General features: G+C 62.9%; 15 protein-coding genes. 3 read left to right on the forward strand and 12 right to left on the reverse strand.

The window, feature by feature from the left end; translation table 11 throughout:
- The first annotated feature begins 1 nt into the window (after position 1).
- The 3 genes from cobD to I5P96_RS09475 are packed head-to-tail and all read left to right on the forward strand — an operon-like array spanning position 2 to position 3215.
- Positions 2-1054, forward strand: coding sequence for a threonine-phosphate decarboxylase CobD (gene cobD / locus I5P96_RS09465; RefSeq protein WP_223381819.1), 1053 nt, complete (start codon positions 2-4; stop codon positions 1052-1054).
- On the forward strand, positions 1051-2547 hold the full coding sequence (locus I5P96_RS09470; RefSeq protein WP_223381821.1) for a cobyric acid synthase: 1497 nt from the start codon (positions 1051-1053) through the stop codon (positions 2545-2547). Before cobD ends, I5P96_RS09470 begins: the two co-directional genes overlap by 4 nt.
- Complete coding sequence (locus I5P96_RS09475; protein WP_223381823.1) at positions 2544-3215, forward strand: precorrin-8X methylmutase; 672 nt, start codon at positions 2544-2546, stop codon at positions 3213-3215. Before I5P96_RS09470 ends, I5P96_RS09475 begins: the two co-directional genes overlap by 4 nt.
- A gap of 138 nt (positions 3216-3353) precedes the next feature.
- Here the strand turns inward: I5P96_RS09475 and glmS are convergent, their stop codons facing one another.
- The 12 genes from glmS to I5P96_RS09535 all read right to left on the reverse strand — a co-directional run bounded on the left by glmS (position 3354) and on the right by I5P96_RS09535 (position 12491).
- Positions 3354-5174: a glutamine--fructose-6-phosphate transaminase (isomerizing) gene (glmS, locus tag I5P96_RS09480; protein WP_223381826.1), complete on the reverse strand. Its 1821-nt coding sequence runs from the start codon at positions 5172-5174 to the stop codon at positions 3354-3356.
- Positions 5175-5714: 540 nt separating this feature from the next.
- Positions 5715-6263: a hypothetical protein gene (locus tag I5P96_RS09485; protein ID WP_207685439.1), complete on the reverse strand. Its 549-nt coding sequence runs from the start codon at positions 6261-6263 to the stop codon at positions 5715-5717.
- The gene (locus I5P96_RS09490) at positions 6260-7129 is read right to left on the reverse strand and encodes a DUF5685 family protein (protein ID WP_223381827.1); all 870 of its coding nucleotides are present in this window, start codon (positions 7127-7129) and stop codon (positions 6260-6262) included. Before I5P96_RS09490 ends, I5P96_RS09485 begins: the two co-directional genes overlap by 4 nt.
- 179 nt (positions 7130-7308) lie before the next feature.
- Positions 7309-8511, reverse strand: a complete 1203-nt coding sequence (locus I5P96_RS09495) for a class I SAM-dependent RNA methyltransferase (protein ID WP_223381828.1) — start codon at positions 8509-8511, stop codon at positions 7309-7311.
- An 84-nt stretch (positions 8512-8595) separates the two neighbouring features.
- Entirely contained in the window at positions 8596-9138 is a 543-nt protein-coding gene (locus tag I5P96_RS09500) for a S1 RNA-binding domain-containing protein (protein ID WP_207685441.1), read from the reverse strand.
- 74 nt (positions 9139-9212) lie between these two features.
- Positions 9213-9518 carry a septum formation initiator family protein gene (locus I5P96_RS09505; RefSeq protein WP_097792545.1) on the reverse strand — a complete coding sequence of 102 codons (306 nt, stop codon included), beginning with the start codon at positions 9516-9518 and terminating at the stop codon, positions 9213-9215.
- 45 nt (positions 9519-9563) lie between these two features.
- The gene (locus tag I5P96_RS09510; protein ID WP_223381829.1) at positions 9564-10022 is read right to left on the reverse strand and encodes a hypothetical protein; all 459 of its coding nucleotides are present in this window, start codon (positions 10020-10022) and stop codon (positions 9564-9566) included.
- Complete coding sequence (locus I5P96_RS09515) at positions 10022-10303, reverse strand: YabP/YqfC family sporulation protein (RefSeq protein ID WP_097792547.1); 282 nt, start codon at positions 10301-10303, stop codon at positions 10022-10024. Before I5P96_RS09515 ends, I5P96_RS09510 begins: the two co-directional genes overlap by 1 nt.
- A gap of 213 nt (positions 10304-10516) precedes the next feature.
- The gene (locus tag I5P96_RS09520; protein WP_097792548.1) at positions 10517-10762 is read right to left on the reverse strand and encodes an RNA-binding S4 domain-containing protein; all 246 of its coding nucleotides are present in this window, start codon (positions 10760-10762) and stop codon (positions 10517-10519) included.
- Positions 10763-10822: 60 nt separating this feature from the next.
- Positions 10823-11092, reverse strand: a complete 270-nt coding sequence (locus I5P96_RS09525; RefSeq protein WP_097792549.1) for an HU family DNA-binding protein — start codon at positions 11090-11092, stop codon at positions 10823-10825.
- 31 nt (positions 11093-11123) lie between these two features.
- Entirely contained in the window at positions 11124-11870 is a 747-nt protein-coding gene (locus tag I5P96_RS09530; RefSeq protein ID WP_223381830.1) for a MazG family protein, read from the reverse strand.
- 186 nt (positions 11871-12056) lie between these two features.
- A complete protein-coding gene (locus I5P96_RS09535; protein ID WP_223381831.1) occupies positions 12057-12491 on the reverse strand; it encodes a zinc ribbon domain-containing protein in 435 nt (144 codons plus the stop codon).
- Between the last annotated feature and the right edge of the window lie 54 nt (positions 12492-12545).

The raw sequence follows: 12545 nt of genomic DNA on the forward strand, positions 1-12545 counted from the left end.
CATGGAACAATTGGTACACGGCGGCGACTGGGCCGGATACCGGGCACAGTTCGGGCGGGATGCGCTGGACTTTTCGGCCAACGTGAGCCCGCTGGGGCTGCCGGAGGGGGTGGCAAAGGCCATCACGGCGGCACTCCCCACCGCAGACCGCTACCCGGACCCGCTCTGCCGGGAACTGCGGGCAAAGCTCGCCCTGCACGAGGGTGTGCCCGCAGACCACATCCTCTGCGGCAACGGCGCGGCCGACCTCATCTTCCGGCTGGTGTGGGCCAGAAAGCCCCGCCGGGCGCTGGTCACCGCCCCCACGTTCGCCGAATATGCAGCCGCACTCGAAACCGTCGGCTGCACGGTGGAGCGCTTCATCTTGCAGGCGGCAGACGATTTTGCGGTGCCGGAAGCGTTCCTCTCCGCCATCGACGACCGGGTGGACCTCGTCTTCCTCTGCCAGCCCAACAACCCCACCGGCCAGCTCACCCCGCCGGACTTCGTGGCCCGCATCCTGCAGCGCTGCACCGCCTGCGGGGCGCTGCTCGTGCTGGACGAATGTTTCCTCGATTTTCTGCCCGACCATGCGCAGCTGACCGCAAAGCCGCTGCTGGGCAGCGGCGATCTTCTGATCCTGAAAGCCTTCACCAAACTGTATGGCATGGCAGGCGTCCGGCTGGGGTACGCTCTGAGCGCGGACACGGCCCTGCTGGACGCCATGCAGCACACCGGCCAGCCCTGGGCTGTTTCCAGCCTGGCGCAGGCGGCGGGGCTGGCCGCACTGGACGAGACCGCCTACGTGGAGCAGGTCCGCGCCCTCATCGCGGCGCAGCGGTCCCTGCTGGCCTCCGGCCTGCGGGCTCTGGGGCTGCGGGTGTTGGATGGGCGCGCCAATTATCTGTTGTTCCAAGGCCCCGAAACGCTGGGCGAGACCCTGCGGCAGAAGGGCGTCGTTCTGCGCAGCTGCGCAAATTATCCGGGCCTTGACGGCAGCTGGTACCGCACCGCCGTGCGCACGGCGGCGGAAAACGAGCAGCTGCTCCAGACCCTTTCGGAGGTGTTTTCATGAGCAAAGCCCGGTGCATCATGGTCCAGGGCACGATGAGCGGCGCGGGCAAAAGCCTGCTGTGCGCGGCCCTCTGCCGCATTTTTGCGCAGGACGGCTACCGCGTGGCCCCCTTCAAGAGCCAGAACATGGCGCTGAACAGCTTCGTCACCCGCGACGGGCTTGAAATGGGCCGGGCGCAGGTGGTGCAGGCCCAGGCAGCCGGCATCGAGCCGGATGTCCGGATGAACCCCATCCTCCTCAAGCCCAGCAGCGATGTGGGCAGTCAGGTCATCGTGAACGGCGAGGTGCGGGGCCAGATGCCCGCCGCCGTCTACTTCAAGATGAAAAAATCCCTCATTCCGGACATTCTCGCCGCCTACAATAGCCTGGCCGAGGATGTGGACATCATCGTCATCGAGGGGGCCGGTAGCCCCGCCGAGATCAACCTGAAGGCCGACGACATCGTGAACATGGGCCTCGCCCGGCTTGTGGACGCACCAGTGCTTCTGGCGGGCGACATCGACCGGGGCGGCGTTTTTGCCCAGCTGTACGGCACCGTAGCGCTGCTGGAGCCGGACGAACGTGCCCGCATCAAAGGGCTCATCATCAACAAATTCCGGGGCGACGTCGAGATCCTGCGCCCCGGCCTTGCCATGCTGGAAGAGAAGACTCATCTGCCGGTGCTGGGCGTCGTGCCCTACCTGAAGGTGGACATCGAGGACGAGGATTCGCTCTCCGAACGGCTGGATGCCGACAAAGCGGTCAAGCCGCTGGACCTCGCCATCGTCCGGCTGCCCCACATCTCGAACTTCACCGATTTCATGCCGCTGGAGCAGCACCCGCTGCTCGGTGTGCGGTATGTACAAAACGCGCGCACCCTCGGCACACCCGACCTGATCCTGCTGCCCGGCACCAAGAACACCATCGACGACCTGCTCTGGCTGCGGCAGTCCGGTCTGGAACCGGCCCTGCTCAAGCTGGCTGCGCGGGGCACCCCGGTCTTCGGCGTCTGCGGCGGGTATCAGATGCTGGGCAAAACGCTGGCTGACCCCATGGGCAGCGAGAGCGGCCGTCCGCAGACCCTGCGCGGGCTGGGTCTGCTGCCCACCCGCACCGTCTTTACTGCGCAAAAACGCCGCACCCAGACCCACGCCACCGCCGCGGCCGGGCCGTTTGCCGGGGCCGCGCTGACGGGCTATGAGATCCACACCGGCCGCACCGAGGTGCAGGGCCTCCCCTTCTGCACCCAGGCCGATGGCCACCCCGAAGGCTGTGTGCAGGGCGATGTTTTCGGCACCTATCTGCACGGCCTTTTTGACACCGGCGAACTGACCGAAAAACTCGTAGAATTTTTGTGCAAACGAAAGGGCATCCGCCCCGAAAGTGCTGCGCTCATCCCGATGGAGCAATACCGCCAGCAGCAGTTCGACCGGCTGGCCGACGGGGTACGCAGCGCTCTGGATCTGGATGCACTCTACGCCGCAATGGGCCTGAACGGAAGGAGCCGCACATGACACCGCAGCATCATCTCCCCGCCGACATCGAGCGGACGAGCCTTTCCATCATCACCGCCGAGCTGGAAGCTCTGGGCCTGACCCCGCCGCCGGAAACGGCTGCGGTGGTCAAGCGGGTCATCCACACCACGGCGGATTTCGATTACGCCCGGAATCTGCGCTTCACGCCGGGTGCTGTCGCCGCCGGAGTCGCCGCCCTGCGGGCCGGGACGCCCATCGTCACCGACACCAACATGGCGCTGGCCGGCATCACACGGCCCGGCCTTGCCAAAGTGGGCAGCGCGGCGCTCTGCTACATGGCCGACCCGGAGGTCGCCGCCGCCGCCAAGACCGCCGGGACCACCCGTGCCGTGGCCTCCATGCACCGGGCCGCGCAGGAGCATCCGGGTGCCATCCTGGCCGTCGGCAATGCCCCCACGGCGCTTCTGACCATCGCCGAAGAGATCGAGGCCGGGCTGCGGCCTGCGCTCGTCATCGGGGTGCCGGTCGGTTTTGTGAACGTGGTGGAGAGCAAAGAGATCCTCTTCGCCGCCTGCGAAGCCCACGGCGTCCCCGCCATCGCCGCCATGGGCCGCAAGGGCGGCAGCAACGTCGCCGCCGCCATCTGCAACGCGCTGGTCTACTCTGCCGCCGAAATGCTGGACCCCACCGCGAGAGGGTGGAAATAGGCTGAAACACGCAAGGCCGCTCCCCTGCACAATGCACGGGAACGGCCTTGTTTGCTGTCCATTCAAAACGCCTCTGGACGGTCTGCGCGCTCTCCCGGTTCCATGGGAGGGGCACACTCCATCCGGAGGCGTCTGTTTTTATTCCACGGTCACGCTCTTGGCCAGGTTGCGGGGCTTATCCACGTCGCAGCCACGCAGCACAGCCATATAGTAGGCGAACAGCTGCAGCGGCACGATGAGCTGCAGCGGCATGAGCAGGTCGTCGTAATCGTCCAGACGGACGACATAGTCTGCCACACCGTCCGGCACCACGGCGTCTTTCGTCGTGAAGAGCAGGACCTTCGCGCCCCGGCTCTTGGTCTCCTTGGCGTTGGAGATGGTCTTTTCGTAGACCTTTTTCTGGGTGGCCAGCGCGATGACCGGCACACCGTCCGTGATGAGGCTGATGGTGCCGTGCTTGAGCTCACCGGCGGCGTAGGCGTCCGAGTGGACGTAGCTGATCTCCTTCAGCTTCAGGCTGCCTTCCAGCGAAAGCGAATAATCGAACCCGCGCCCGATGAAAAAGCAGCTCTGGGTGTTGACAAACCGGCTGGCCAGGTATTTGATCTGTTCGCAGTCGGCCAGGCGGGGCTTGATGACCTCGCTGGCGCGGAGAAGCTCTGCGGTCAGGCGGCGGGTCTCGGCCTCGCTCTGGGCACCGCGCGCATAGGCCAGCCGCAGCGCAAAGAGGTACAGCACACACATCTGCACCATGTAAGCCTTGGTGGAGGCCACCGCGATCTCCGGCCCGGCATAGGTATAGAGCACATAGTCTGCCGCGCGGGCAATGGAGCTGCCCACCACGTTGACGATGGCCAGCACCGGCACACCCCGGCTCTTTGCCAGCTTGAGAGCCGCCAGTGTGTCGCTGGTCTCACCCGACTGGCTGATGATGATGACCAGATCGTTTTTGTTCAGGATGGGGTCGCGGTAACGGAACTCGCTGGCGATGTCCACTTCGGCGGGGACGCGGGCCAGCGCTTCGATGGCCGACTTGCCCACCATGCCCGCGTGCATGGCCGTGCCGCAGGCCACCAGATGGATGGTGCCGATGCCCCGCAGCTTTTCATCCGACAGCTCCGGGATGCGCAGGTCGGGCAGGCCGTTCTCCACGCGGGGGCTGACCGTTGCCGTGATGGCGGCGGGCTGTTCGTTGATCTCCTTGAGCATAAAGTGCGGATAACCGCCCTTCTCCGCCGCTTCCATGTCCCAATCGGCGGTCAGGATCTCCCGCTCCACCGGCTCGGCGAACTCGTTGTAGAAGCGGATGCCCTCCCGCGTCACGACGGCAAGGTCGCCTTCTTCGAGAACACTGTACCGGCGGGTATACTTGAGCAGGGCCGGGATATCCGACGCCACAAAGTTTTCCCCTTCGCCCCAGCCGACGATGAGCGGGCTCTCCCGCTTGACGGCAAAGACGGTATCCGGGAAATCCCGGAAGAGCACGGCCAGCGCGTAGCTGCCGCGCACCATGCTCAAAGCCTCGTGGATGGCCTGCAGCGGCTCGCCCTCGTAGCAGCTGTCGATGAGCTTGACCAGCACTTCGGTGTCGGTCTCGCTCTCAAAGGTGTAGCCCTTCGCGATGAGCCGCTCCTTCAAGATGCCGTAATTTTCAATGATGCCGTTGTGCACGATGCTCACACGCGGCGTCGAATGCGGATGGCTGTTCACATCGCTGGGTTCGCCGTGGGTGGCCCAGCGGGTATGGCCGATGCCGCAGCCGCTCTCGGCCAGGGCCTGCAATTCCAGCTTTTTGCGCAGCTCGGCCAGGCGGCCCTTGCTCTTGACCACGCGGATGCCGCCGTCCAGTGCCAGCGCGACACCGGCGGAGTCATAACCGCGGTACTCCAGCTTTTCCAGACCATCCAGCAGAACGTTCTGCGCGTTGCGTTTGCCAACATAACCAACAATGCCACACATACAAAATACCTCCAGACCGACAGCCCGGCGCTCAACATGCGCACAGAACAGCTGTCAGCTTCTCTTCCAGTTTATGTTCTTGTATGGCTTGCGTGAAAGGGGATCTGTTACGGTATTGCTGCCGCTTTTTGCCCCTTGCTGCGATCGGTATAGCCTGTTCGACCGGAGAAACATCCGCCGAATCGTTCGATGATTCCTCTCCTCGTCACCCTCACGGCTGTCACCCGCGTGGCCCGGCGCTTTGTGTCAACAAAAAGTCCGCATTCCTTCTTTCGATGCCCTCTCAGTCTCGCTGCGCTCGCCAGCTCCCCCAAAGGGGGAGCCCTTGGCATTTCGGGCAGCTCCTGCTGTTCGTATGGGTCTGTTCTGTCGTAAAGCAGCAGCCCCCGCTCTCCCTGGCAGCTGTTGCTGACCTCGGTCGCGGAGCCCGGATGCTTTTCACAACACAATATTTTTCTCATCCAGCACGACCAAAACCGGCCTGCCAATGGCTCTCCCTTTGGGAGAGCTGGCAAAGCCTGATGGCTTTGCCTGAGAGGGTCACCTCCCCAGCATCTTATGCAGCCTTGGCTGCCAGACCAGGCGGTAGACCTGCAACAGATTATGAATGGCCCGGTCGTAGAGCAGAAAGGCCACATTGCCCATGGCCAGTGTACTCAGTGAGACGACCCACGCTGTGGTGCGCAACTCCTGCGAGATGCTGCCCGCCGGAACGAGCAGCAGCACCAGCCCGTACATCGCCGCCAGTGCCCCATTGCAGAGCAGCAGCTTGCACACGCCCCGCAGCAGCTTCGGGCGGATGCGTTCGAACTTCGGCTTGACCAGCGGGTAGTACCCCAGCAGAAAGACGAAGACGAGGGCCACCTCTTTGTCCGGCACGAACAGCAGGCTGAGCAGGCTCACCGCGCCGTAGGCCGTAAGGGCCATCTTCATGCCGCACTCCATGCAGACCGTAGCGATGAGCAGGCTGGCTGCGGCCGGTGCAATGAACATCAGCACCGGCACCACGGCCCCCAGCAGCATCAGCGCGACGCTCAGTGCCGCCGCCATGCCGCAGTAGGCCATGGCCCAGCTGCTGCGGCCCTTCACGGCAGCTCCCAGCGCACCGGCTGGTTCTCGGCATCCAGCGGGTCCACCGCATGGCGCAGGCCGAGGATCATGATGTTGTCGATGAGTGACTTGTTCAGCTTGACGTCCAGCATCCCGTAGGCGCGGACCAGGTCGTTCGCTGCGGCCAGCGCCTGCCGCCGGGCATTTTCCATGGCGGCATCCTTCTCATTGATGCCATTGACCAGAAACACATTGTACCGGCCCACCTTGCGGTCCTCTTCCACCCGGCTGGCCTTATCCAGCAGATAAAACACCCGCCCGATGCAGCTGCCGATGTAGCGCATGCTCTTGCGCTGGCTGGGGTCATCGGTGGCGAGGGTGGAGTAGAGCGCACCGTAGATGTTGCTCATCGGCTCAGCCGCCACGCTGTAGTTCTTTGCGTTCAGGTTCATCTGGACCACGGCCTGGGCCTGTTCCTGCCCAAACAGACGTTCCAGCGCAGGGTTTTCGTTCACGGCCTTTTCGTAGGCGCGGCGCAGGAGAGCGTGATCCACCGCGCGGAACAGCTGGCTCCGGAGCGGCAGCTCGTCCCAGCGGCGGTCCTGCAGCTTATGCCAGCCCATCATCACTTCCACCTGTGCCGCCAGGCGGATGCCCTGGGTCTGGCACATCATCTGCCTGTAGCAGAGCGTACCAGGCAGGCGCTGGTTGACGCAGGTGGCTGGCCGGCCGGCCAGGCTGTCCGCCAGAAGCGCGAACAGCACACCGTTGTGTTGCAGCAGCCGACAGGAGTAGAACCCGTAGCTGCGGCTCATCTGCCAGCGCACCCCCCGCAGATACCACCGATAGGTGTTATAATCGCGGATGGTAAGCTCCGGAAGATAGGGTCTCATGCGCCCTTCCATTGCAGTCCTCCCTTTCCAGCAGCCTCGCGCTGCATGTTCTTACAATAGTACAAGTATACCTTTTTTCGGTCTTGGATGCAACTGACGAAATGTAAAAGATTCGCACCTTGTCTGCCCCGGAAAAGCAACAGCCGCACCAAACTTTCCCGTTCGGTGCGGCTGCAAAGTATTACTTTTGCTTATTTTTTCTCGAAACGGCCGGTGGAACGCTTGCCGTCAAAGCCCTGTTTGGGCATGGGCTTGGCCTTGTGCTCAAACTTCGGGGCCTCGTAGTACATATACAGCTGGCAGGGGATCATGCCGTTGTACATCTTGCGGCGCTTGTTGGCCCGCTTGCCGTAATGGCTCTCGAACTCCATGTCGGCGGTGATGGCGTAGACGCCTGCACAGGGGTGGGCTTCCATCTGGCGGCCCAGCGTCCGGGCCAGCTGAGCGGCCCCCTCGATGGTGCTCATCCGCTCGCCGTACGGAGGGTTGGTCAGGACGATGGCTTCGGGTCTGGCCTCAAAGGCTGCCACATCGGCCACCTCGAAGTGGCAGCGCTTTTCCACACCGGCCAGCTTGGCGTTGGCGTTGGCCAGCGCCACGGCGGCGGGGTCGATGTCGTAACCGAAGGCCTCAAAACCGACATCCAGCTTGGATTCGGCCAGAGCCTTCTGGCGCTGCTCCGCCCAGATGGACGCGGGCACGAAGCTGTACCGCTCGGCAGCAAAGCGGCGCTTCAGGCCGGGGGCGATGTTCATGGCCTTCTGGGCTGCTTCGATGAGCAGGGTGCCGCTGCCGCAGAAGGGGTCTTCCACAAGGCTGTCGCGGCGGACACGGCCCAGGTCGGCGATAGTCGCCGCCAGCGTCTCGCGGATGGGGGCCTCCATGGCGTTGCGGCGGTAACCGCGCTTGTGCAGACCGTCGCCGGTGGTGTCCAGCATGATCTCGCAGACGTTCTTGCGCAGCATGAAGCGGATCTTATACTCCGCGCCGGTCTCCGGCAGAACGGAGGTGTGGTGCTTGGTCATCAGCCGCTTGACCACAGCCTTCTTGATGATGCTCTGGCAGGCGGGCACACTGGTCAGCTGGCTGTTCAGGGACGAACCGGCGACGGGGAAGGCCGCATCGGCGGGGAGCAGCTCCTCCCAGGGGATGGCGTACACGCCATCGAACAGCTCATCGAAGGTGGAGGCCGGGTAGGTGTTCAGCAGCAGCATGACGCGCTCAACGGTGCGCAGGTTGAGGTTTGCGGCTGCGATCATCTCCGCACCACCCTCAAAGGTCAGACGGCCATCGCTGACCCGGATGTTCTCCGCGCCGATGCGGCGCAGCTCGAAGTTGGCCGTGGACTCGCAGCCGAAGAAGCAGGGCGCGATCAGTTCAAATTTTGCAGACATTTAGCGTTCCTTTCTTGCGCCGGGGCGCAGTTCACAAAAACAGGCCCGTCCCGGCTGGGGACAGGCCCGATCAGTTCATTGGGTTCAGCGGCCGCGGCGGGAGCGCGGGGCATAACCGCCGCCACGGCGGTTGTTGGTCTCGTGGTCCAGGTCGGCCATCTTCTCTTCGCTCTGGCTCTTGAAGCGGCTCATCATATCCTCAAAGCTCAGGTTGTCGCTTCGGGCGGGCGCCTTGGGCTGCCAGACACGGGGCGCAGCCTCGCGGGCCGGGCCTCTGCCGCCCTCACGCGGGGGGCGTCCGCCGCCGCGGGAACCACCAAAATGTCCGCCCTCACGCGGGGCACCGCTGCGCGGGCCGCCGGGGCGGGGGCCGCGGTCCGTGCGGGCCGGGCGCGGCAGCAGCCGCTTGATGGACAATGCGATCTTGCCATCCGGTGCCACCTGGATGACCTGCACCTTCACGGTATCGCCGTCGTGCAGGACGGTGTTGATGTCCTGCACATATTCATTGGACACTTCGGAAATGTGGACCATGCCCACCCGGCCCTCCGGCAGCGCAACAAATGCGCCGAACGGCTTCACGCCGGTCACACGGCCTTCAAATACGTTCCCTACCTCAATCGCCAAAACTCAATACTCCTTGCTCTCTTTTTGGGTGGCTGTTCCGGGGCGGGCCGCAGACCCTCCCGGAGGACCCGCCCTCAGTTGCCGGTCACATCCACAAAGATGCGCTCGTTGGGGGCGGCGTAGTTGTAAGAATCACGGGCGACCCATTCGGTCACGTCATCCGCATCGCCGCTGAGGATGCGCTGCAGCTCCTCGTTTTTGGTCTGCTGCTGTTCGATCTGCTCGTTCAGAGTCTGCAGCTCGGCACGTTTGGAGCTGATGGCCACCTGATTGGAGATGTATGCTGCCAGCATACTCAGCAGCAGCAAAAGAAAGAACAGCCGGAACACCGTGCGCAGCACCGTGTTCTTTCTGCGTTTTTTGCGGCTCGGATTCGTCATAACTCAGTGCCCCCTGAAATCAGCAGGCCCGATGCGCCTGTGGTCTTACTTTGATACGTTAGAATTATACAACATCCGCTGTGGTCTTGGCAAGTTCTTTTTTTGTTTTTTTGCGTTCCTTTTTGCGTTCCGGCGTTCTTTGGCACGTTTTGAACGCACTTTTCGGGCCAGCAGCACCGGCGCGAGGAGCCGCCGGGCCCCTTGCAGCGGAAGCCCCAGCACAAAGAACACACCCCGCACCGGCCCGCGCAGCACACGTTCTGCCGCCCACGCGCCAAAGACGGCCGCCGCCAGCTGATACCACCGCAGCACCCCGCCGAAGCTCAGCGACGCCGCATAGGACTGCAGCCCCAGCAGCAGCGCCCCTACGAGCAGCACGTCTGGCAGAAAGGCTCCCCGGCCTTTTTCCGGGAACAGCGCCCTTGCCCCGCCCAGAACGGCCCCCAGCAGAACGCAGGCTGCCGCCTCCCGCCCGATGAGCCCCGCCGGAAGTGCCGGGGCCATCAGCGCAGCAGACGGCGCAGCAGGCCGCCCGGCGTCCGCTCGGCCGTATATTCCAGCGCGTCGATGCGGCCGGTCAGGCGCACCTCCCCGCTCTCCAGGTCGAGGCTGGTCACGTTCAGCTCGGCTCCCGTCAGGTGCAGCACCCCTTTGCCCGTTTCCATCGCGGCGCTGTCGGCATCGCACCGCAGCACCCGCTTCACACCGGTCACCGTCAGTTTGCTGCGGCCTTCCAGAATCAGGTCGTGGGGCGGAGCGGGCGTTTTTTCGGCGGTCTTGTTCATGGCACAACTCCCCTTTTTCTCACTGTATGAAGGGCAGGGTGCCGTTATTCGTTATTTGACTTCCTGTTCCAGATTTCGGAACAGCTCCGAATGGAAACATTCTTCCGATGAGCTCTTTTGCTCTATACCGCCTACAATTGAATACCGCGTGAGCGTATTCTGAAATTCATCGGGCGGTTTTGTGCAGACCCATATCGAATACACGTTTCAGTCTTATTCCGAAAGGATCTCGTACATCTCCCGCGCGACATCCTTGGTGCGTGGCTCCACATCGGAGAGCACGCGGACTTTGATGGGGCGGTTGCCGAAGGTGACCTCGATGAGGTCGCCCGCCTTGACGGCCTGGCTGGCCTTGGCGACCTTGCCGTTGATGAGGATGCGGCCTGCATCGGCCACCTCGTTTGCCACGGTGCGGCGCTTGATGAGCCGCGAAACTTTCAGGTATTTGTCCAATCGCATGGGAAACCTCCATATAAAAAGCCGCCGGGCCAAACGGTTCCGGCGGCAGTGGGTTCTCTCTTACAGGGTGTCCTTCAGAGCCTTGCCCGGCTTGAACACGATGCTGCGGGAAGCAGCGATGGTGATGGGCTCGCGGGTGCGGGGGTTGATGCCCTGACGCTCGGCGCGCTCACGGATCTCGAAGGTACCGAAGCCGGAGATGGTGATCTTCTCACCCTCTGCCATGGCCTTACCCAGTGCCTCGAATGCAGCGTTGACAGCCAGCTCAGCGCTCTTCTTGCTCATTTCGGTGTTTGCCGCAACCTGTGCGATCAGATCAGTCTTGGTCATAATAGTAAAACCTCCACAAAATTTGTACTCATCATTTTCTATCTATCGGAGCAGGCGTTTCGGCCTGATACCCGTTCGCTCCCGCCTGTGGGGCCAGCAGCTCGTCCCGAAACCGCTTCGAGGCAAAGGTCAGTGCTTCTTCGGCATCCACACCGGCCAGCCGGATGGCGTTGACCGCTGCGAACAGCAGCTCTCCCGCCCGTGCGGCGGCATCCTCCGGTGCAGCGGCGTCCCAGTTCTGTTCTGCCGCCCGCAGGGCAGCAGCCGCGCATTCCTGGTCCACTGCACCGAGGCCATGGCCTGCGGCGCGCTTCTGCAGTTTCTGAGCATACATCAAAGCAGGCAGGGTGGCCGGTACGGTGCCCAGCTCATCGGCCAGCGTCCGGCGTCCCTTTTCCTTATTTTTGAGCGCATCCCAGCTGTTTATACCGGCATTTTCCGCCGCAGAGGAGGCAAAGATGTTCGGGTGACGGAACACCAGCTTCTCGCACACCTCACGGCAGACCTGTTCAAAATCGAACCGGCCCCGCTCCTCCTCCATGACGGCATGGAAGGCTACCTGCATCAGCACATCGCCCAGCTCTTCCCGCAGCATCGCGGGGTCGTCGGCATCCAGGGCTTCCAGTGCCTCATACGTTTCCTCCAGAAAATTTTTCCGGATGGACTGGTGCGTCTGCACCTTGTCCCACGGACAGCCTGTTTCGGGGTCGCGCAGGATGCGGAGGATCTCGATGAGGTCCTCTGCCGTATAGTGCTCCCGCTCCGGCCAGTCCAGCATGGGCAAACGCTCCCTTCTGCTCCAAAAGTAGGGCTTTATTGTATCGCAGAATCCGCCATTTTTCAAGGGGACAAGCGCATTTTCCGGTTTTTCGCTCCAAATGTTTCCAGATTTTTCACACTTTGGTACAAAAACGGGCGGTATCCCGCACGGACACCGCCCGCTCCGGGCTGTTTCAATTTCAGGTCACAGCTGCGCGCCGCACTTGTTGCAGAACAGTGCATCGTCCGAGACCGGAGCGCCGCACTGCGGGCAGGTCTTCTTTTCCTCCGCAGCAGGCTGTGCGTCGGTGGGGAACTCGATGGTCACGCTGTCCGCCGGTGCTTCGGGTTCCGGGGCAGCTTCCGCTGCGGGCGTCCCGATGCTCTCACGCAGAGCGGTCAGATCTTTTTCGATGGCATCGATCATCTCGATGTACTTATCCACAAGGGGCTGGTTCTCCTCGTTGCCCTTGGCCAGACTGTACACCAGCGCACCCAGCTGGCGCTGTGCGCGGGCGAGCTTGGTCTGCTCGTTCACGATCTTTGCCTGCGTCTTGCCGCGCTCGGCCAGATCCATTGCTGCGTTTTTGCCTTTTTCGGCATATTCCAGACCCATTTCCTTGATCTTGTTGAAATCCATAACAGACACCTCTCTCAGCGGAAGGGTACTTCCCCTCCTGTGCTTTCGGATGAT

It is taken from the genome of Faecalibacterium prausnitzii (assembly GCF_019967995.1).
Lineage (GTDB): Bacteria > Bacillota > Clostridia > Oscillospirales > Ruminococcaceae > Faecalibacterium > Faecalibacterium prausnitzii_E.